The sequence below is a fragment of the Moorena sp. SIO4A5 genome, from assembly GCF_010672005.1.
Lineage (GTDB): Bacteria > Cyanobacteriota > Cyanobacteriia > Cyanobacteriales > Coleofasciculaceae > Moorena.
On sequence record NZ_JAAHHZ010000010.1, the window covers coordinates 1 to 22,027 of the forward strand.

A 22,027-nucleotide genomic window follows, 5' to 3' on the forward strand; every position below is an offset into this window, starting at 1 on the left:
CGTGATTCGGCCTTCGAGGAGGGTTAGATAAATTTGGCCAAAATCACGACTATTCGTCCAAAATTCTCCCCATCTCCCCATCTCCCCATCTCCCCATCTATTTTTGGCGAGAATGAAACAGCCCTGCCCTTAGGGGGTTAGGGGGGATTCCTATTGCCTGCCCCCTGCTCCCTGCTCCCTGCTCCCTGCTCCCTGCTCCCTGCTCCCTAAAACCCATAAATTTGTACCTCACTTATTTTGAAAATGCTATAGTTTAATTTTGACTGAATAACGTTTGATTGAGAATGAATATACCCGAAGTTGGGACATTATTAGAATGCTATAGAGCAGTATCTATAGGAATTCCCTTGATTGAAAGACACAATGTACTTAGGTGGATTTGTCAGAGTCTTACTCACCATGGAGTATTCTTGGTTTACCTCTGGAATTTAGCTAGTCGTGGATTTCAGAAAATTGAGTGGGATGGAAATTCTCAAACCTTAGAAAGTTCAATGGTTAATGTCCTAGAAGAGCGTGAGGCATTTTCACAGGTTGTTGAAGTGTTGAATTTTTGCCAAGCCTATTCTGGTAAAGCCTTATTTATCTTAGAAGATTTACCGTCTTTACTCGATAGTGCTGACAGTGGGCAAACCATAACCATCAGAACCTCATTGTCTAATGTTCTCTACAACTTTGGTCTATCAAGCGATAAGTTTCTAATTCTTTTGGATACGGGGGAGAATGAGTTACCTCGAATTTTAAACTCAATTATTCCTGCTGCCGAATTTCCTTTTCCAGAACCCAAGGAAGTCACGGCATTATTAAAAACTCATTTAGTAGAATATGGTTTGGCTGACCAAGAAACACCTCTAGACGATAGACTAGCTCGGTCTATCGGGGGATTGACCCCGGAAGAAATTCGGATGGCTGTCAAACTGGCGGGGAAAAAAAATAAATACGCTCCCATAGTGTCTTGCCTGTTAAGCGATCGCTCTTCAGAGCGCGCCAAAGGCGATGGGCTAAGCCCCGCTTTCAGCGATCGCTCTTCAGAGCGCGCCAAAGGCGAACGCAAGCAATTTCATATAGCAGTCAATAAAGCCCAATCTCAATCAGAGCTAGCCAAGCAATTAATCAATTACAAAATTCACAGACTCAAAGGATTTGGTTTAGAATTCCTCAAACCTGATGTTGGGGAATTTGGGGGATTAGATAAACTTAAACAAGCCTTGGAATGGGTGAAACAAGATTTTTCTGATCAAGCCAGAGCTTATGGGATTCCATTGCCCAAGGGATGGCTATTGATTGGTCCTCCAGGAACAGGAAAAACCTTTGCTGCCAAAGTCTGCGCTCAAACCTTAGGATTTCCTTTAATTAGCATGGGAGTGGATTTAGTAATTGGTAGTAGTCCAACCCATTTAAAACGACTTTTGCGTCGAGTTGAGGCCGCGAGTCCTTGTGTTTTGTTTCTCGATGAACTGGATAAGTTTTTTGATTCCCAAACAAATAACACCAAACAAATTCTAGGAATTCTCTTAACCTGGTTGCAGGAGAAGACAACTCCTACATTTGTGATTGGAACTCTCAACCGATTAGATGCTTTGCCTCCAGAATTAACTCGTGCTGGCAGATTTGACAAACTGTTTTATGTGGGTTTTCCCAAAGAGATTGAGCGGTTTGAGATTTTTAAACTCCATGCTAGCCGATTTGATCCTCGTTATCGGGAGGGAAATGGACCATTAACAGAAAAACAATGGCGTCGATTATTGAGTGCAACACGAAAATGTACTGGAGCAGAAATTCGTGCCATTGTAGAATCAGCAGTGCAGCGAGTGTTCCATCAAGGTCAGAGAACTCCTTTTAAAATTGAATTGGAAAATCTATTAGAGCAGCGAGAAGCAATGACTCCCTTGTATTCTCAGGATACAGAGAGAGTTTTAGCAATGGAAAATCGAGCAGAAGGGGTTTGTAAGCCTTCCTCTTCACCAGATAAATCAATTTTTGCTAGGGAAATAACTACCTTGTGGGGAGAAAGATTAAATGTTGGGTCTTAAGTGATATCATGTCCCGATAATTATCCTTAATACCAATTTTTACAGCACACTATCTCCCCATCAATCTTCTTTATTATGGGTATTCAACCGGACTTAATCTGATATCTAATCCGATTTAATGAGTAATGGGTAATGGGTAATGGGTAATGGGTAATTGTGATTACTCTCGTACCATTACCCATTACCACTTAAGCCTTACCGATTACCAACCAGTTTAATCAAGGAATTTTATACCTTGATTAGGTTTAAATATAGCAGTCGAAGTAAAGGTTAAGACATATTTATGTTCCCTGTTCCCTTCCCCCCTTACTAAGGGGGGTTAGGGGGGATCCCTGTTACCTTGAAAACAAAATACTATGTCCTAAACTATACTTTCCTTGCTATAACTGCTGATTAAGACTTAAATTCCAGCAGAGAATTTATCCCCAGTTTGCTGCAAGACGATAGGAGATAGACAGCTTTAGTATTGCCTTTCAGGGCAAAGTATTCCCAAATATGAAGACAATCTCCTAAACTCATAGTTTTCATTATCCCTTCAGTTTCTGTATAACAGAATAGTATCTTACCAGAAAAACCTTTTGCTTTCAATTTTTTTAGTTTTCTCCTTGAGTTAATAATTCCCACCAGTAAAGCAACCGATGAGCCTATGGCATCCATGGCAGCGGATAAACTAACCCGAAACTCCTGATCATCCTCTGTTTTTAATATTTCTAATTGGGATTGACCAATTGTAATCCTAGTCGGGGTTGCTTGTAGCCAATCTGAATCTTGGTTAATTAAGTTCACCCTTGGTTTGATTAATTGATTTGGGTCTTGCTCTAATTGTTCAATGAGTTGCTTTAAGGAAACTGTTTGATTTTTATCCAGGTAGGCGGGGATGAGATTGTCTGACACTAAATATTTCCAATAAGCCAGTAAGCTCTTGAGAGGATAAACAGTCAAGTTTCTCTGGGAAGGAGTAGTAACCCATAATTTTTGATAGCCATTTTCTTCAAGAAATTGTTGAGCTTGTCTTGGAGACTGTCTAATCGGTATAGACATTTGCCGTAAGCTAAAAATAATTTGGTTATCAAGGCTATAAGCTCCTAGGGTGACTTCGTTTAATTGAAGACAGATATGATCTACGTGGGGATAATCCAAAAAATCATCATCAATTATCTGAGGATCAGTGTGATAAGTTTCAGCACTTAGGTGGGTCATAGCCATAAATTCCTTCTTCTAAATCCCTTGATTTAAGTAAGCATTAAGCTATTAGCAGTCAGCCTGCGCTTAGCGCGTTAGCTAACTGCTGAATGCTTACTGATTTAACCTGTTCAAGTTTTTGACTGTTTCTCTTTCTTGGTAGTACTCTCTAAGCAGAGCAACGGATTGATTATGTACATATAACCCCTTATAGTAACGTTCCTTTTTTCAGAGAATTTTTCTCGTTTCAGGATTTTAACGTCTCTATGTAACAAATATTTACAAATCTTGTTATTCTCGAATTTTATGGCTATTTATAAAGAAGTAAGCAAACAAGGAATTAGGGAAATGGTAGGAAGTAATCTTTCTCAAGAAAACCTCTCCCACATCAAGCAACCTGAAAGTCTGTCAGATTTAATTGACGAGAGGGATAAGACGGATTACTCTCTATTGGAAAAGCTGTTAGAAGGACGTTCGGATAGCTTTAAGGCAAAAATTTTAGATTTAGTTGTTGCGACAGAATTGGACGCTAATGACCCGCTATTCCTATTTTTGGTAGCAACGTCCAGTTTGGAAACAATGTTAGCAGATACTCCTAAATCCTTAGAGCAGTTATTCCGAAGTTGGGAAAAGGATATCCAGCAGATGATTGATGTCGTCGGGCAATCCACCATGGATATTCAGCGCCAAGAAATTTCTAAAGCGAACGCTCTGAAGAGCGCGCCAAAGGCGAACGCGTCTGCCATAGAGCAATCAAAGGTAACCATAGAATCCAAGTCAGAAAGACAGCCCTGTGCCTATCCACCCAAAGGCTCAAGGGATTTTATGGTTGCTAAGACATCTCCTTTTATAAACATTACAGCCATCTGTGGAGCTGTGGTTTTGTCATTGGTTTGTGGACTAGGAGCGGGTTGGGGACTATCTCAGTTAAGTCAGCCAAAATTAGACCCCAATGGTTCTAGACAACTAACCCTAGACGAAGCAGCTACCTTAAATTGGGCAATCAGTAAAGAGGGCAAATTAGCCAGAAATATAACCAAGTGGAATGCGGGCTATTTGGATAACTTAGAATGTCAAAAGGATGCCATAGAGGCAGGAATCCGGTTAAACTTTGGGGGCAAAAAAGCGACTAGCGGCTATTGTCTACTTTGGGTCGCCCCTCCGAGCCAGCGCAAGTATATAGACAATGAGTGATCCCAATTTTAGATCAAGTCAGGTTGAATACCCATAATTAGAGGGAGGGTGGGAAGTGTGGGGAGGGTGGGAAGTGTGGGGAGATGGGGAGATGGGGAGATGGGGAGATGGGGAGATGGGGGAGATTTTATTAAGGGTAATTATCCCGACATGATATTATAGGTATTTTGATAGAGATTAGTGTCGGTTTTGTGGGAATGGCTAATGGCTACGAGCCTTATCCCCACCAGAACTACCATTCCGATTAGGGATTAGTCAGTGCTAAATTTTTCTGATGGTACTCCATAGCTTTGGTGTAGTTTCCTTGAGAGTAATAAGCAGCTTTCAGACTAGCTATGGCTTTTTTTGCTGCCTTCCGGTCACCGATGGCTTGGGCAATACTCAAGCGTTGTTCATAGTATTCAACCGCTTGGCCATAATTGTCTAAGGCATCATAAGCCTTTCCCAAGCGACCTAAGGCTTGTTGTTCTAGACGGCGATTACCCATTTGTTGAGCTTTGAGCAATTGCTGCTGAATATAGTAAATCCCTTGAATATAATCTCCTAGTGCCAAGCAAGCATTACCCAGCTTGCCCAGAATCTGTCCTTCTAGGGGACGATCACCCATCTGCTGTGCGATCGCAAAACGCTGCTCGTAATAGTCAATAGCTTGAGCATAATCACCGATGGAGTAGCAGGAGTTACTGAGATTTCTCAGAATTCGCTCCTCCAGCTCAGGTAACCCAAGAGTCTGGGCAACATAGAGGCTCTGTTGCTGGCAAGCCATTGCTCGGGGCAAATCTCCTAGTGCCTTATGGGCCAATCCTAGATTGTTCAAGGCAGTCACCTCTCCCAGTCGGTCTTGGAGTTGCCGCATAATAGTTAGGCTTTTTTGACCATAGTCAATGGCCTTGAGGTGATTTCCTTGGTGACGGTAGGCATTTCCCAAAATTCCCAAAACCTGGCCCTCAAGACGCTGGTCTTTGATGTCTTTTGCGATCGCAAGACTTTTGTTACTATATTTTATCGCTTGTGGAAAGTTGTCTAAGGAATAAGCAGTTAGTGCCATACCACTCAGAGCTTTTCCTTGACCCCGTCTATTTCCCAATTGCGCATATATTGCTAGTGCCTCTTGGAACGACTGTCTTGCTGCGAAGAATTGACATCGCTGGTGCTGCTCAATCCCTTTCTCTAAAAGTTGAGCAGCTTCACCGGCGCGAGGGAACCGCGCAAGGTCATCAACATTATCTGGAATGTTGTTTGGTAATGTAGGAACGAAAGTTTGGCGTGCTGCCTCTGCTAGACGCTCCCTATATTGGCTGTCATCACACGGCAACCGGCTCTCCATTCCTATTGCCTCTTACGGATCATCAAGAGTTTTGTAGTTTTCTAAGTTTGCGCAATCGAGTAAAATCCTTTGCCATATATTCCCTTGTTTTGAATTGCTCAAGGTCGTATCTCATCCTTTGAGTGAGATACCACGGGGCAAAATACGAGGATATGAAGGCTTTCGGATTTAGCGCAGCTGGACCTAACAGTACGAGTGCGGATACTTGACTACTATGATAACCGCATCAATCCTGATTCCGGCCACTTTACCCTTATCATAACAAATGATATACTAACTCTAACTTATGGATGATTTAATCTCAGCAAATAAAAATCCCTAGGTCAGCATTCAACCTAGGGCTAATGGGCGTAGCCCATGCTACGCTTGCCAGCTATTGAAAGCACCCCACCGCGCATCAAAAATTTTAGGTGGGGACTGGGGTGACATACTCCCGACGCTGACAAGCGCGGTACAGCGCGGGCTTCTTACCAACACCATCCAACGATTCGGTTACTCGGTAAGCTTTATTAACGACACGGTCAGAAGTTACCGCAAGAAGAGTGGAGCCTTTATGGTTAGTCGGCTATGCATAAAAGGGTTAAAACTTTATGATTAAGGCTCCACTCTTCTAAGGTTTCGTCTCCGGGATGCCCCTCCGCACGCCTTACAATACAAAAAGTTCTATGTTTAGCTAGTAGGTGGCGGTTAGCTCTTAATTTGTTTTCCCTACTGTCCCTAGTATATCGCATTGGCAAGCTACGTTCCGACCCTTGCCCCGCGCTTCCCATACGACACTTACCCTATCCGTTAAAGTGCGGGGCTTCTCGCGGTTTAGCTAAACTTTATAATTCAACTACATCAAGGTCAGCAGAGTTTCTCTAGATGATGTTGCTGCTGACTTGGTAGTGTCTGGTGTGCAGTAGACTTCGCAGGAGTTATTAGGACTTTCAATCAATTTCACCTTATGAAGTTGGACATCCAATTCTTGAATTGGTTGTTGCAACAACTGACAAATATAGATAGCAATATTTTCGGCAGTAGGAACAACCCGGGCAAAGTATGGAATGTCTTTATTGAGGAAAGTATGGTCAAAAGCTTCCACGACATATTCATCCATGACTTGCTGCAAGGAGCCTAGATCAACAATCATGCCAGTGCGCGGATCCATTTCACCCTTAACAGTCACTTCTATGTGATAGTTATGTCCATGTCCGTTGGGACGAGCACACTTACCGTAAATCTGGTAGTTTTCCTCGTCACTGAGGTCAGGATGAGCTAGTCGGTGAGCAGCGCTAAAGTGGTTACTGATAGTCAGATATACTTCCATACCGTTTCCTTGATAGTCAGCCCAGAGTTTTGGATGTTCAAATAGCTGAATCTTCAGTAGTGGTAGGTAAGTAACCAAGTGCTGCCAAATTACTCGTGCTATGTTTTCGGTAGTAGGTAAGGTTTGCTGAAATTCTGACCAAACCTCATTGAGATAAGCGTAGTCAAGTTGGCTGGTGACCTCTCGTTGGATCACCCTTTTGACTTTAGAAAAGTTTTCCACCATGCCATACTTATCCAACTGAGCGGTCAGGAAAACGAACAGAACGTAGTTGTGTCCGTGTCCAGGAAATCGGCTACCCAAACCAAACCGCTGAATGTTCTGAGCTTCACTCAGTTCTGGTAACCAGTATCGGTGGCTGGCTGAAAACTCAGCACGGCGCTTAATGACGCATTCCATGTCAAGTTAGGTAAACTAGACTTATGTTCAGCATAAACTAATTTGGATTAGTGGTCGTTAGTCATTAGTTATTAATGATTATTCATTAATCAAGTCCCTTTTGCATGTAAGTCAAGATTGATCATTCTTGGGTTTGCTACAAAAATCCTATTGGTTACCCATTACCAAAAATCTTTAACTGTGTCTTTAGCTTCCCAGAGCAGATGGGAGGCAATTCTGAACAGTTCTTGACCTGTGTGTAGGTGGTAGTCGTCGTAGTTAAGGGTAAACAGCTTTAATTCTTCTATGCCATCTCCTAACTGATTAAGACAGTAGTAGAGGTTAGCAGCAGCACTGGCAACGGTGGCAGGATTAGGTTGAGAATGAAACAGCCTCTGAGCTTGATGGAGATGATCACCACACTCTTCCAGATAAGCTTCAAACTCTGCCATGAGTTCATCATCAAACGGGTCAGCCGAGAGTTCATCGAGTTGAGCCTCTAGAGGCTCAAGGATATGACTAATCCAGTAGTTTACAGGTTGATAAATTTGCTGCAACCAGTACCCTAGCTGGGCATCAGTCTTTTTTCCCTTTTGCCGATGATGCTGGTAATGTCTTTGGGCATCAGCTGTTCGCTGTTGTCGATTCTGATGCTCTAATGAATGCTGAAAGTAATGCCTCTTTTGGTCATAGGAACGCCGTCGCTCAGGGTTACTGAGGACCTCATAGGCAGCATTAACTTGGATAATTTTTTCCGGATCAGCGGTGGGGCTGTTGCTATCTGGATGAAAGCGCTTGGCTAGCCGTCGGTAGGCTTGTTTAATTTCTAGGGTCGTAGCGTGGGGATGAACATCCAGAGTCTGGTAGTGATTCGAGTCTGACATGGGCGACACTAAACCTACTTAAACCGGCAGCGATAGTATAATTAAGGTACCAAGTAAGCTCAATCCAATATTTCCATAGATTTCCAGAGGTTTTAGGATAACTAGTGAATGGAAGTGCCTTGCCCCATAACACTAATCCGTGGTGGCCGTCGGCTCTTGGAACAGGGGGGTGCTTAGGTAGCGTTCCCCAAAACTTGGTTGAATCATCACAATCAGGCATCCTTCATTTTCTGGACGTTTGGCAACTTGAATCGCCGCTGATAGTATGGCTCCAGTGGAAATGCCGGAAAGAATTCCTTCTTCACGGGCTAAACGACGACCGTATGCGATCGCATCATCATCCGTAACTGTAATCACCTCGTCCAGAAATTCCACCTTGAGTACTTCTGGAATAAAACCCGCACCGATACCCTGAATTTTGTGAGGTCCTGGAGAGCCTCCAGAAAGTACAGAACTACTAGCTGGTTCAACTGCGATCGCTTTAAAACTGGGCTTACGTTTTTTAATCGCTTCAGCAACACCAGTAATTGTACCACCCGTACCGACTCCAGCCACCAGGAAATCCACCTGTCCTTCCGTATCGTCCCAAATTTCTTCAGCTGTGGTATAATAGTGAATTTTTGGGTTAGCTGGATTACGAAACTGTTGCAGCATATAGGCATTGGATGTGGTTTCTACAATTTCCTGAGCTCGCCTAATACAGCCACCCATGCCTTCACTACCTGGTGTCAGTTCCAAGTGAGCACCATAAGCTCGCAACATAGCCCGTCGCTCGATGCTCATTGTCTCTGGCATGGTTAGGATCAGTTGGTAACCCTTGGCTGCCGCTGCCATTGCTAGAGCAATACCTGTGTTTCCCGACGTCGGTTCCACCAAAATAGTTTTGCCGGGGGTAATCCACTCTTGCTGCTCCGCTGCATTGATCATGCTAACACCAATCCGGTCTTTAACAGACGAAGATGGATTCATGCCCTCTAGCTTGGCTACAATCCTAGCCACACAGCCTTCTGCTTGAGGAATACGATTCAATTGCACTAGAGGCGTCCGACCAACCAGTTCGGTAATATTTGGAGCAATTCGCATAACTGTTGGAAATTCTGAGTTATTAGTTGTTATCCATCATCCTAGTATTTTTTGACACTCCCACCCCTTCAAACAAAAATCCCCGCCTAGGGGCAGGGAAACCTAACTAATGCTCGATAGTCCTTGGGTAATTAGCCAGGGTCTCTAGAACGTGAATGTGGTTCTGATGGTACCAATCACAGCATCATCATTATCATCACTCTGCTCTGGATTAATCACCCAGATCACACCAGGAGTGATAGAGATATTATCGGATAGCTGATACTTGTAGAAGCCTTCGATGTGAATGGGGGTATCAATCTCATTCAAATCCGAATAGGGCACTGCACCACCAAAGAAACCTAACACACTACCTTCTTTCCCAAAATCGGGGAAGGCTAAACCACCGCCGTAACTCCAAATTTCACCATCTCCTTCACCAATCACAATCACATCGGTGTAGTTGAAAAATCCACTAAAGGAAATCTTGTCGGTGAGGCGAAACGCTAATTCTGCTCCGTAGGAGTTGGTTACCTTGTCAGCTGAATCAGCTATACGACTAGCAAGAAGTGCGTCTTGATTTAAGTTGGCAGCACGGGTACCTACGATACCATCTGTTCCCGCGCCTTTGCTGAATATGGCACTGTCCTCTTTATGGAAACCATGGACGTAAGTAAAGCCGACACCAATCCGGTCGTTGACATTGAAGTTCAACTGACCCAAGGCAGAATAATCACCATTGAACAGACCTGACCCTTCATCAGGATCTGACGCATTCCCAGCTAGGTAACCCAGTGTGACAGTACTTGGTCCAATCACGCTCTCTAGTAAACCAAGTTGGAAGCTAACCCCTAAACCAGCACCACCACCAATCCGATAGATGGGGTTTTGTTGAGAAAATGTGGATAGAGAGCCACTACCACCATCGAAGTCTTGGAAATAGGGATTGAGTGTAGGAACGTAATCATCATGCCGACCACCAAAGGCAGCAATGTAAGTTGATACTCGACCAAACGGACCAATAGGAATGTCACCGTAATAGGCTAACCAGTCAACCCCTATATCGTTCCCGTCACCAGTACCATCAATCTCAGTGTTAAAGGTCTGGGTGAGTTCTGGGGCAATGTCACCCCCCTCTGTAAAGGCATTCAGGTTACCAGCACTCAGACGAGTTACCAAACTGTCTTCACCAGTGAAGCTGGTGTCGAGAACTAAACGAACCCTGTCACCAAATACAACTTGGTTATTGTCATCTTCCCCAAAATCACCAAAGTTATTGGTCAGGGCGAATATGACTTCCCCTTCCAGTTTGGTAGTAGTAGAGAATTGGTGATCCTCGAGGAATGCGACTCGACCTTCCAGGTTATCGACCCGTGCTCCGAGGGTAGCCAGTTCTGCCTCAAACTCTTGAATCAGCCGTTGCAGCGTTTCTAAGTCTTCACGGGTAATAAAGTCAGCGGTACTAGCAGCAATTAAACGCTCAATCTGGTTTAAACAAGCGTTCAAGCCAGCCGCAAATTCGTAACGGGTGGTAGCACGGTTGCCACGGAAGGTGCGGTTTGGGTAACCAGCGATACAACCGTAGCGCTCTACCAGACTACGCAGAGCTTCATAAGCCCAGTCTCCAGGGGAAACATCCCGCAGTTGGGAAACACTAGTTACCTGATCTTGGCTGTTACTACCTTCTTTACCGTAGCGTTGAATTTGATTTAACAGCTGGCTGTTATCTGAGGCTGAGGGTACGGCTTGGGCTATTTTTGTTTCTGCCTCCGGTACGTCTACCTTAGGAACTAGGGTATCGGCCTTTAAAGTTAATGATGTTCCCTCACCCAAGCTGGAGCCCATCTCCGTGGAAAAAACTGGCGTATCCTTTACTTCTGGGGCAGTGGGGGCCGCCGCGTTCGCCTTTGGCGCGCTCTGAAGAGCGATCGCAATTGTCTTTACTGGGACAGCTTGAAGTGGGGCAGCTTCCGTAGTAACTTGACTCTCAACTGTTAACGAGTTGGCCTTGTTGGCTGCCTGTACCTCATTGGTACCAAGGGCGAGAGCAGCACCCACTACAGCAGGACTTATCAGTAGGGACTTCAACAGTAGTTTAGACATCTTCTCTTAATCCTCACACCTTTAAAATTATTGAACTCTCCTCCGGATTAATCACGGAGGATACTAAGCTGATGTTACAACCGAGGGCATTAGCCACATCTCGTAATGCTTACGGTATGATATCTTCACGGTTATTGAATACATCATCCCGTTTGGGAAGGTTCAAAACTTCCCGACCTACCTTGACTATAGAAATTCCTAGCTGGATCGTTACTTTTTTCTTGTTGGCGTTGTTAATTTCCAGCTAGCCGATTTTCCACAGCCTAAACCGGTATTTGGTTTTATCTAAGAATCAGCGCTATTGCGATAAAACCTATTAACCTATTACAGGAACAATTTATTAGAGGAACAATTCTTATACTATAGCCTTTATCGACAAAGTGCTATACAAACTTTTTTTCTTTTGCCAGTGGATGAACTTCTTCTGGCTTGGGGTCTATTGCTGAAGCGATTGTCACTTATTTAGAGTTATTTAAAGCATATTAACCCAGCTCTGAAATAACTTGCGCTAGGTCAAAATCTTTCGAGGTTAAGCCACCACTATCATGAGTGGTTAAAGTAATCGTTACCTTATTGTAGGAAATCTCTAGGTCAGGATGGTGTTCTGCAGCTTCAGATGGGTCAACAAGTTTATTCACAAACGCGATCGCTTCTACAAAACCCTTGAATGTCTTATTACTACGCAGGGTTTTCCCTTCCACACTCCAGTCTTCTAGCTGACTCGCCTTGGCTTTAATTTCTGCATCACTGAGTAGTTGAGCCATGATTCTTAGATGCACTCCTTAAACAATCCCATACAAAAAACTATCCGCTCTCACGGGTAGTGTTTTGGTTAATCCATAACACCTGGTGTGAGAGCGGTCTAGCGGGTCTTCTGATTGAAACCAGGCTGCCGAGAGGAACTCTTAGGTAGCCCTGCCTAAGCAGTCATATAGATTCTCCGTAGAGAATCCAGCTAACTCCTAGAGAACAGCCCCGGCGCACAGCCGGCTAACTCCAACCAGATGACCCATGATTTTACTACTATCTTCCATGGGCATCACCTCCTTTAATCCCTAAGCGGTTTTTTTTACCTTTCCAGGATTATCACCTTTCCTTAAGTTAACAGACTATCGATCAAATTGCAACCTCTGCAAACTAGGATCATGATAAATTCGCCTAATATTGCTCAGAGCGTTCCAGTTTTCTTTTTCTAGAACTGCTCAAAGCCCCACCTCCTGGTGGGGCTTTGAGAAAATCCAACAGCTAACCTTAATTCTGGTTCCGCCTTGGAGTGTTACAGAGCGTTACCGCGAGGCAGTACTTCCTCAGGGAACTCAAAGTTTTGGTGAGGTTGGTCTGCCGGAGCCATCCAAGCCCGCAGACCCTCGTTCAGCAAAATGTTCTTAGTGTAGAACGTCTCAAACTCTGGGTCTTCTGCTGCCCGGATTTCCTGGGACACGAAGTCATAGGCTCGCAGGTTTAATGCTAAACCTACAATTCCCACTGCACTCATCCACAAGCCAGTTACTGGCACAAACAACATGAAGAAGTGTAACCAGCGCTTGTTGGAGAAGGCAATCCCGAAGATTTGAGACCAGAAGCGGTTAGCGGTGACCATTGAGTAGGTCTCTTCCGCTTGGGTCGGGTTGAACGCCCGGAAGGTGTTGGCTTTGTCCCCATCCTGGAACAGGGTATTTTCCACCGTTGCCCCATGAATGGCACACAGCAGAGCACCACCGAGTACCCCGGCTACGCCCATCATATGGAAGGGATTCAGTGTCCAGTTGTGGAAGCCTTGCAGGAACAGGATGAAACGGAAAATACCTGCTACTCCGAAGCTGGGAGCAAAGAACCAGCTCGACTGTCCCAACGGGTACATCAGGAACACGCTGACAAATACTGCAATCGGCGCACTGAATGCGATCGCGTTGTAGGGTCTGATGCCTACTAGACGCGCAATTTCAAATTGCCGCAGCATGAACCCAATTAGACCAAACGCTCCGTGGAATGCCACAAAGCTCCACAACCCTCCTAGTTGGAACCAGCGGGTCAAGTCTCCTTGAGCTTCTGGTCCCCACAATAGCAGCAGGGAGTGTCCCAGACTGTTGGGAGGAGATGATACTGCTACGGTCAGGAAGTTGCAGCCTTCTAGGTAGGAAGATGCTAAACCATGGGTGTACCAAGAAGTCACAAAGGTGGTACCAGTCAACCAGCCCCCCAAAGCCATGTAGGCACAGGGGAACAATAGAATGCCGGACCAGCCGACGAATACAAAGCGATCGCGCTTGAGCCAGTCATCGAGGATGTCAAACCATCCTCTGGTGCTGGGGGCGCGTCCTACTGCTACTGTCATAGCAAGGATCTCCAGATATATATAAGTACGGTAAGGCGATTTACTTTCTTTATTAAAGGCAGTCTAAGTAAAGAAAAGTAAACTTCGTCTAATATAACTATCATAATATGTCATAATTCTTAATTTTGCTACCCCCTAAAAAAAAATTAGGTAATAACTGTACCCAAGATACCGCTCTTACGCCGGTTTGGGCTGGGGTCTAAGATAAGAAGAAGTACATTAATAGAACGCGCTACAGCTTGATACTCCATGTTCACCATTGACTTGATTCTAAGGAATACACCCATGCCACTGTCTGTGCAACGTAAGTCAGAAGAAGAGGCGCAAGCGACCTACCAGGAAATTTTGACAGCCATGCGCTCTGGGCATCCTCAGTTGTTAGAACTCAGCTGCGATCACCAGCCAGAGAAGAAAATTGGCGTTCTCAGCGATCAGATTAGTGCAGCAATTATTTCTCAAAAATCTGGAGCCACAGGCTCAGGACGTACTCCCGGCTTCTTTGCCATGGCTGAATAAATTCATGGAGCAAGATATATTAATGAATCAACCAGCAATTCAAGTAACAGAGGTTGGCTTCAACTGGCCTAAAGGGGGGACAGTTTTGCAATCTTGCTCCCTGGAAGTCCCTAAGGGGGAATTTTGGATGCTCTTGGGAACCAATGGCAGTGGTAAATCAACCTTACTTAGATTACTGGCTGGTTTATTGTCCCCCCAATCCGGTGACATTTACCTAGCCGGTTCACCAGGTTTTGTTTTCCAGAATCCTGATCATCAGCTAGTCATGCCTACCGTAGGTGCCGATGTAGCCTTTGGACTGGTAGCCGAAAAGCTCGACCTAGCTCAAGTTCAAGCCCGGGTAAAAGAAGCTCTAGCTGCGGTGAATTTACTAGAGCTAGAGCGACGCCCGATCTATGCCCTCAGCGGTGGTCAGAAGCAGCGAATTGCGATCGCTGGTGCGATCGCAAGACAGTGCCAGATTTTATTGTTAGATGAACCCACTGCCCTACTCGATCCAGATACCCAAATGGATTTAGTGTCACAAGTGCGAAATTTAGTCAAAAGTCGAGGATTGACAGCTATTTGGGTTACCCACCGTTTGGATGAGCTGGATTATTGTGATGGAGCATTTTTGTTAGACCAGGGTCGAGTCATTGACCAAGGTGAACCGGAACGCCTGAAACAAAGACTGGTAGGTCATAATCACTGATTCTCGGGAAGTTTCCAGAAAGTCGTAGGGTTTGTAATCGGCTAACTGTTAACTGCTAAGCGTTAATTATAATACTTAAAGTTGTGACTATAATATTTTATATGTTAATAGTTAAATGTTGAGTGTCATTTTTGCTCAATCCTTTTGCCTTTTGCTCAAGTGCAATTTATACTAAAATAAAGAAATGTTAAAATTAGCGCTAATATTTAGTCCATACGGACGGTAAACAGTATAATACCATGAAAAATGTCCTGTTCTTCACCGCTGGCTATTTTACTAGTTGATGGCTATAACGTCATTGGCTCTTGGTCTTTCCTGAAAAATACCCGTGATCGTGATGGTCTCATGAGTTCTCGCCAAGAGTTAATTGAGACCCTAGCCAATTACAGTGCCTTTGTCGGCTATGACACTGAGATTGTCTTTGATGCTCACTCACTCAATACCCCTAACAGTCGTGAGGTGATAACTAATCACTTATCGGTTTACTACACCGATTTCGGGGAGACAGCAGACACTTACATCGAAAAATTTTGCGCCTCCTATAGAACCAATCTTGTTAAACCCACTAAACGTCTGATCGTCGCTACCTCAGATCGGGCAGAGCAATTGACGGTTGTGGGGTATGGTGCTCAATGCATGTCTTCCCAGCAGTTGCTCAGCGATGTTGAATTCACAGCTCGTCGAACCCGCCGCAAATACCGACCACAGAAATCCTCTAGTGGTCGTTTTTTAGTCAATTCCTTGGATGCCAAGGCTCAGCAGCGCCTAGAACAGTTACGAAATAGTATCAAGTAACGGGAGTGGAAAAAATTTTCCTGATCAAACACTTGACACAAACCAAAATATCCGCTACACTTATAAAAGTGAAATCAATAAGCCCCCATCGTCTAGAGGCCTAGGACACCTCCCTTTCACGGAGGCGACAGGGATTCGAATTCCCTTGGGGGTATCTAAACAAGAAAAAAATACAACAGAAAAAATTCGACAGCTTAAGGTAGGCGATTTTAGATAAGATTGCCTACCTTTTAGCTAATCTATCCAGTCTTTCTCTAATTGCTAAGTTAATCAGAGAACGTAGCAAAATCAAAAACCAGAATCCGGAAAAGGCAAAGGCGGCTATCGCCCATCCACTATGAGGACCTGAGAGGAAAATAGTACCAGCTACCAGGGTAAATCCAGTTAAACAAGCATAAATTAGGCTTTTTAGAGCAAGGGTGATCTGCTTGAGAGTGCGATCGCTTTCTACAGAACGCACGTGTAATTGTAACTCTCCCAGCTCGAGCCGCTCTTCTAAGCGTCGAATGGCTAGTTCGGTAGGGCTAGCCTTACGTAAGTTATATTTCACAAAATCCCTAGCTTGTTTGGCTAGTTCCCCCACTATATTCCCCCGCCCTTGAAAAACAGCCAGGCTTTTAACAAAAGGCTCAGTAGCAGCTAACAAATTATACTGGGGATCTAGGCCACGAGCGATCCCATCAAGAGTTGTTAGTGACTTTAAAATAAATGTCAGTTGTGCTGGTAGGCGAAAAGGTTGCTGCTCAAACATTATGTAAAGTTCGCTACTGATTTCCTCAAAAGCTTGTAATTCTATGGGCTTTTCGGTAAATTTTTCCAGTAGAAAAGCAACTAATCGCTTGACTGGCTTGAGATCTGACATGGGTTCAATTAACCCCATGTAAGTTAAACTATTAACTACCTGATCAGTGTCCTTACGCAGTACAGCAAAAAAAGTCTGGAGCATTTGGTCTTTAGTCATGGACTTGACCTCCAGCATTGTGCCAAAGTCATAGAAAATCAGACTGCCCTCTGTAGAGACTGCCATATTTCCAGGATGGGGGTCAGACTGAAAAAAGCCATCTTGTAATAACTGCTTGAGGTAGCAACAAATTCCCAGCTGAATAATTTCTTTAGGATTTATGCCGAGGGATTCCAGGGTCTGACGGTCATCAATTTTAATCCCCGGCATATACTCGATAGTCAAAACTTTTTTAGTTGTATATCGCCAGTAGACTTTCGGGACACTAATGCGAGGATAATTGCTGAAATTGTGACGAAAACTCTCAGCATTCTTCCCTTCATGGATGTAGTCAATTTCTTGATAGAGCAGGTTAAAAAACTCATGGATTATGGAATCCAAATCATATTTTTTGGTTCCCGGAACAAATCGATTGACAAAACGAATCAATCGATGGATAATCTCAAAATCTAAGTTAAATAGCTTTTCTAAGCCAGGACGCTGAACCTTAACGACTACATCTTCCCCGGTGTGCAATCGGGCTTTATGAACTTGTCCCAAACTGGCAGCGGCTAGAGGAAAATGCTCAAAATCCCGATACAAACTATGAATGTCGTGACCAAGTTCTGATTCAATTAGACTTATAGCATCGGTTACACTAAATTCTGGGATCCGATCTTGTAATTGCGCCAAGGCATTCACATATTCTAAGCTAAGTAAATCAGGGCGTGTGGATAGTGCCTGCCCAATCTTGATGAATGTTGGACCTAAGTCTAAGAGCTTTCTAACTAACCACTGGGCTCGACGATTTCTTTGCTTGGGGGAATTATTAGCCGATACCTTGTCCCACCATAAATAAACCATAAACTGCGCTGCCGCAGTAAAAATATCGATCTGGCGAGCCAGGGGGGAATAGTTAGGTTGTTGCCAACGTGGTGGCTTGGGCGCATCAGTTGTGAGCATACTCAGCTATTCATAGTTACTCCGATCCAATCCGGGAGTATAAATCAGATCATATCCGCTTTAATACCTATTCTTCCCAGTTAGTCTTCCGAGCTATTAGTCATTAGTTTTGCCTTCTTACTTACTAATGACTAAGTTTTACATAAAAGATTGAACCTGGGGCAGAGTAATTGTGAAAGATACCCGGGACGTGCGAGGAGTGTCAGACGGGCCAGTGGAGACATCTACCGTCCCATTGAGATGCTGCACTAAGCATTTTACTAGCGCTAGACCCAAACCAGTACCCTGAACTGCCCTTTGGGTCATCCCCTGACCGCGATGGAATTTATCAAAAATATGTCTGAGGTCTTCTGGAGATATCCCCTGACCAATATTGCTCAAACTCATCACAATCTGCTTCACCGATTGCTGGATTTGCTCAGTTACCTCGATCACCACTGTAGTATTTGGGTGAGAATACTTGCCAGCATTGGTTAAAAGTTCCAGCAAGATACGGTTAAGGCTTTCAGCGTCGGTGTTGATAAACAGCGATGGTAGTGAACTATTGATTGTTAAGGTTAAGCCTTTCTCCGCCCATTTGTACTCAAAGGATTTAGCCAAGTGCTTAATCATCGGCATCAGGTCAATTCTTTGCAAGTGCAGTTGGGACTGGTCAGATTCCAGCTGCTGTAGACTCAACAGGTCGTTAATTAGCTCAATTTCTTGATTACACTGTTGCTCAAGGATTTCTAGATATTTGGCACGACGCTCAAGATCAAGTTTGGGTTGACGCAACATCCGAATCGCTAGACTCATTGCCGTCAAAGGTGTCCGCAATTCATGATTCATGCTACTGAGAAATTCATCTTTGAGGCGATTTAATTCTTTTAGCTGACCCATTTGCTGGCGAGTTCTTTCGTATAACTCTGCCTGAACTTTCAGACTATGTTGTAACTGAGCCGTGCGTTCTTCAACAAGGGATTGTACTTGCTGGAGAGTCTGATTTTGGATAATAGTGCTACTAACTTGTGTACTGACCCACTTGACCAAGTTAATTTCATTCTCTAGCCAAGGGCGAGGTTGAGTATTTTGCAAGACCAAGAACCCCAAAACCTTAACGGATAGCAAACCATGATTATCTGCCCCAACCAGAGGACAGATTAGTAACCCTGGCTTTAGGTTCTGATCTAGGAGTGAGATGCTCTGGTGGTTAGCTTTACCAATCGGGTGATCTGGTCTATCGGTAATGACTATCGGTTCAGGGGCTTGCTTGAGAGCCTGTTGGTACCAAGAACACTCAGAAACTGGGAAGGATTTATTTAACAGTGCGTCCCCTGTTGAAAATAGATCAGTAGTAGAGCTTTCCTTTAACCATTCACAAACCACTGTCAGATCATGTTTTGGTGAATGCTTTGCTGGTAGACTGCAACACAGAGGATTCGTTTCATCTAACAGTAGCAGTAATGCCTGTGACACCTGAAGTGCTTCAGCAACAGCCGTGGTAGCTATCTGGAAAATCTCCAGGAGATTGAGAGAGCTATGCATCACTTGACTCAATTGGTTGAGCAGAGTTTGGTCTCGAGTAGCCGCCTTCACTTGGTGGGTTAGCTGAACTTGAGAAATTGCTACTGATACCCATTGGGATACAAAAATTAACTGTTCTTGCTCTGTCTTTGTCCATTGGTAAGGCTGGGCTTTTCCTAAAACAATTACCCCGTTGACTACAGACTGAAACTTTGTGGAGGTCTTCAGTATTGCCCTGGCAGATAGCACTTCTTCACCCAAATCTAAGTTAGACCAAGCATCGGATTTTTGCCAATCTGAAATTGCCAGTACTGAGTCACTGCCTAAGTCATCCTCTGTGGTTAAGAGTTCCAGCAGTTGCACTGGATTTTTGTAGTATCGGTGTTCTGGGTCAAGGTGTTGATCAGCACGCCACCAGGCTAGTTGGGGCGTAGTGCTAGGGTTAGCCAGCGCCCCAATTAAACAGCTATCCACCTGAAAACTCTCTCCTATAGCCTGGGCGAGCATCGCCAACAGAGTTTGCGTTTCTGAGGTATTTAGTATCGTCTTAGCAATTTGTTGCCCGATCTGAGCTAACTCTGTCGGGTAAGCCATGAGTGAACCTTGATGCTCCTGGCTAAAGGTTGGTTCAAATGTACCTGAGAGACGGGAGTTGATGGAATTTACTCTTGGGGCAAAAATCGCGCTTTCTGCATCCATTATGCTTGTTGCACAACTTGTGAATACTGGTCTTGACTAGAGCAACTGTTAAAACAAGAACAACTGTTAAAACAGTAATCTCGCTAGGATTAGTGTTCCCGGCATCAGAGTGCTTTTGATCAAGAGATTGGAGTTTTTTACGACAACCGACCGACACACCCGTTCAATTCCGAACTCTGGTTAGAGGAGAAGCTGTGGGTCGGTGGCACAACTAAATCATGTAATCGTCACAGTTGAGTTAAACTCGCTCCCGGTGCGCTTATAGTCGTCGAATTAAATTCGCCACGGGTCGCACCGCGATCTCAAAATGGTTACTGCTCGAGATTCGTTGACCCAATTAATTCTGATCGGTAGACTGGGTGAGGGCTTGTTGGAGTTTCGAGCTAAGGCACAGAGCGTAAAAATCCCAAAAGGCGCGCGCCTCCTAGGCCGGGGAACCCGGCCTAGGGTCGCGCCTCTGAGTTGGGTAAACTACTAGTACCTGGAAACCCAGGAGAGAATTGAGAAACTCCAGATATCTCTCCAAGGTGCGCTTTCCAAGGCCGCGAGCAATCCCTCGCGGCCTTGGGTCGCACCTCTGGGATTGAAATCGATTAACTTTGAACACCTTAAACACCTTGAGCACCTTTTTATAGCGTTTTTTTAACAAAACTGATTGAAAACTTGGATTCAACACCACTAGGAGCGCTTCTTTCTAGCTTGTTTTTGAGCTTCCTCACTGTTTTTTCGATAAAGTATAACCCGATAACGAGCTATTTGGTAGCGTTGGTCATCAGGTTTTACCGTCTCCATTAGATTTGATGCCCGTTCCCACTTAGCTGCCACATCTAACCATTGAGCTGAGGTTTCGACACTTTGACCTGCTGCGGCTGCTTCTTGAGCTAGGCGCATTGCTTCAGTAAAGGGGTCCGGTGGTTGACTAGAAGATCCCGATGAATAAGAATTGGCTGGGTCTGTTGCCGAATGGTCGGCTTGAGTTGGGTAATGGGATTTGATTTCCCTCCCAAACCAATCATTCAGTAACCAACCTACTAGGATCAGGAGTAAACCCAAACCTAACCCAATCACAACACCCTGCCGCAATCGACCTTTTTTACGTAGTTGACCGTAAGAAGCTGGCGGTAAGACCAGTTGCTGAATCGGTAGTTTTTTTTGGCCGATTTGACGAGAAAATCCTGGTGTTAGAGCCAGTTGCTGGCTTGGTAGGTTTTGGCGATTGTTGAGGGTTTGAGCCAGTTGCTTGAAGAAATTTGGCCTAGTAAGGGTTATGTCTTCGTACCACAACAGCTGATTGTCTGGGTCACGGCTAATTTCTTCTAACCAGAGTAATTGTTCCTCTCGCACGATGCGGCTGTTGATCCTGACACGACGAATGTTACGCGGTGAAATTTCTTCCAGAATTTCCTGGATTTGACTGACTAGAATCGATTGTTCCAGCTGTTCTGGTTTTGCTGCTTCACACAAAACTTGCAATACACCATCAGCCAGAATGGCTCTAGTTCTCACCCCAAAATCGGCTAATCGTTCATTGAGTGTTTGAATAATTGCCACCACGCTACCCTGGTGGGCTTGTCTAGCAATATCTTCCATGGTACCAGACATTTTTTTAAGCTATGACATTGGATTAGTGTGTTTGACTTTACTTAATATAGTTTTTCCCTTTAGAGTATCAGGATATGCTATTAGTAGACATCTCCAAAAATTAACCTCAAACCCTTGTAATGCCTGGGTCAAAACCGATTTTATGCAGATGTCTAGTGCATGTATTGTTCATTTTTCTTCCCCCGTGGAGACCGCCGCTAAAACCCAGGTTGCTCTATTAATTATCAGAATCATGAGGTACACAGTTTTTTTTATTCCCCCAGTCCCGGAAAACCATAATCCATAAACTCTTATTAAACCGACTCCCAGGGCTTGCGCTTACAGTCGTCGAATTTAATTCGCCACGGGTCGCACCGCTCCCGACGACTCCCAGGGCTTGCGCTTATAGTCGTCGAATTAAATTCGCCACGGGTCGCACCGCTCCCGACTCCCCAGTAATTTGTACCTCACCAAATTGATAAATGATATATATCGATCACATCCAGTAGCGCCAATGGCCCGCACGGCGGGAACA

At 44.5% G+C, this 22,027-nt stretch carries 16 protein-coding genes and 1 tRNA gene; 6 read left to right on the top strand and 11 right to left on the bottom strand.

The genetic code is table 11. The features are described from left to right. Window positions 1–284: 284 nt before the first annotated feature. A complete protein-coding gene (locus F6K57_RS06295; protein WP_293065835.1) occupies window positions 285–2,030 on the top strand; it encodes an AAA family ATPase in 1,746 nt (581 codons plus the stop codon). A gap of 393 nt (window positions 2,031–2,423) precedes the next feature. Here the strand turns inward: F6K57_RS06295 and F6K57_RS06300 are convergent, their stop codons facing one another. Further along, complete coding sequence (locus F6K57_RS06300) at window positions 2,424–3,236, bottom strand: hypothetical protein (protein WP_143727475.1); 813 nt, start codon at window positions 3,234–3,236, stop codon at window positions 2,424–2,426. A gap of 282 nt (window positions 3,237–3,518) precedes the next feature. On the opposite strand from F6K57_RS06300, the gene F6K57_RS06305 reads away from it, so the two are divergent. Next, window positions 3,519–4,406 carry a DUF6753 family protein gene (locus F6K57_RS06305; RefSeq protein ID WP_293065838.1) on the top strand — a complete coding sequence of 296 codons (888 nt, stop codon included), beginning with the start codon at window positions 3,519–3,521 and terminating at the stop codon, window positions 4,404–4,406. Window positions 4,407–4,650: 244 nt separating this feature from the next. Here the strand turns inward: F6K57_RS06305 and F6K57_RS06310 are convergent, their stop codons facing one another. The 7 genes from F6K57_RS06310 to psbD all read right to left on the bottom strand — a co-directional run bounded on the left by F6K57_RS06310 (window position 4,651) and on the right by psbD (window position 13,804). Then, window positions 4,651–5,733, bottom strand: a complete 1,083-nt coding sequence (locus F6K57_RS06310) for a tetratricopeptide repeat protein (protein ID WP_293019513.1) — start codon at window positions 5,731–5,733, stop codon at window positions 4,651–4,653. Window positions 5,734–6,568: 835 nt separating this feature from the next. Continuing rightward, window positions 6,569–7,441, bottom strand: a complete 873-nt coding sequence (locus F6K57_RS06315; protein ID WP_293065841.1) for a 6-carboxytetrahydropterin synthase — start codon at window positions 7,439–7,441, stop codon at window positions 6,569–6,571. Between the two features lie 161 nt (window positions 7,442–7,602). Then, window positions 7,603–8,304 carry a DnaJ domain-containing protein gene (locus tag F6K57_RS06320; RefSeq protein WP_293019511.1) on the bottom strand — a complete coding sequence of 234 codons (702 nt, stop codon included), beginning with the start codon at window positions 8,302–8,304 and terminating at the stop codon, window positions 7,603–7,605. Between the two features lie 132 nt (window positions 8,305–8,436). Beyond that, window positions 8,437–9,387: a cysteine synthase A gene (cysK, locus tag F6K57_RS06325; protein WP_293065844.1), complete on the bottom strand. Its 951-nt coding sequence runs from the start codon at window positions 9,385–9,387 to the stop codon at window positions 8,437–8,439. Between the two features lie 144 nt (window positions 9,388–9,531). Beyond that, window positions 9,532–11,469 (bottom strand): iron uptake porin, encoded by a 1,938-nt coding sequence (locus tag F6K57_RS06330; RefSeq protein WP_293019509.1) that lies wholly within the window; start codon window positions 11,467–11,469, stop codon window positions 9,532–9,534. A 482-nt stretch (window positions 11,470–11,951) separates the two neighbouring features. Next, window positions 11,952–12,233 (bottom strand): 4a-hydroxytetrahydrobiopterin dehydratase, encoded by a 282-nt coding sequence (locus tag F6K57_RS06335; RefSeq protein WP_293019508.1) that lies wholly within the window; start codon window positions 12,231–12,233, stop codon window positions 11,952–11,954. 512 nt (window positions 12,234–12,745) lie between these two features. After that, window positions 12,746–13,804 (bottom strand): photosystem II D2 protein (photosystem q(a) protein), encoded by a 1,059-nt coding sequence (gene psbD / locus F6K57_RS06340; protein WP_008183309.1) that lies wholly within the window; start codon window positions 13,802–13,804, stop codon window positions 12,746–12,748. A 249-nt stretch (window positions 13,805–14,053) separates the two neighbouring features. Between psbD and F6K57_RS06345 the strand changes: the two genes are divergently transcribed. The 4 genes from F6K57_RS06345 (at window position 14,054) to F6K57_RS06360 (ending at window position 15,960) form a co-directional block, all read left to right on the top strand. After that, window positions 14,054–14,320 (top strand): hypothetical protein, encoded by a 267-nt coding sequence (locus F6K57_RS06345; RefSeq protein WP_075896983.1) that lies wholly within the window; start codon window positions 14,054–14,056, stop codon window positions 14,318–14,320. A 22-nt stretch (window positions 14,321–14,342) separates the two neighbouring features. Beyond that, window positions 14,343–15,011, top strand: coding sequence for an energy-coupling factor ABC transporter ATP-binding protein (locus F6K57_RS06350; RefSeq protein WP_293019506.1), 669 nt, complete (start codon window positions 14,343–14,345; stop codon window positions 15,009–15,011). A 246-nt stretch (window positions 15,012–15,257) separates the two neighbouring features. Further along, on the top strand, window positions 15,258–15,806 hold the full coding sequence (locus tag F6K57_RS06355; RefSeq protein WP_293019505.1) for an NYN domain-containing protein: 549 nt from the start codon (window positions 15,258–15,260) through the stop codon (window positions 15,804–15,806). Between the two features lie 81 nt (window positions 15,807–15,887). Further along, window positions 15,888–15,960: transfer RNA gene (locus F6K57_RS06360), tRNA-Glu, on the top strand. 69 nt (window positions 15,961–16,029) lie between these two features. Here F6K57_RS06360 and F6K57_RS06365 read toward each other — a convergent pair. The 3 genes from F6K57_RS06365 to F6K57_RS06375 form a co-directional block, all read right to left on the bottom strand. After that, complete coding sequence (locus F6K57_RS06365; protein ID WP_293065850.1) at window positions 16,030–17,709, bottom strand: AarF/ABC1/UbiB kinase family protein; 1,680 nt, start codon at window positions 17,707–17,709, stop codon at window positions 16,030–16,032. 138 nt (window positions 17,710–17,847) lie between these two features. Then, complete coding sequence (locus F6K57_RS06370) at window positions 17,848–19,911, bottom strand: GAF domain-containing sensor histidine kinase (protein WP_293065853.1); 2,064 nt, start codon at window positions 19,909–19,911, stop codon at window positions 17,848–17,850. Between the two features lie 678 nt (window positions 19,912–20,589). Beyond that, window positions 20,590–21,513 carry a hypothetical protein gene (locus tag F6K57_RS06375; protein ID WP_293019497.1) on the bottom strand — a complete coding sequence of 308 codons (924 nt, stop codon included), beginning with the start codon at window positions 21,511–21,513 and terminating at the stop codon, window positions 20,590–20,592. Window positions 21,514–22,027 lie beyond the last annotated feature (514 nt).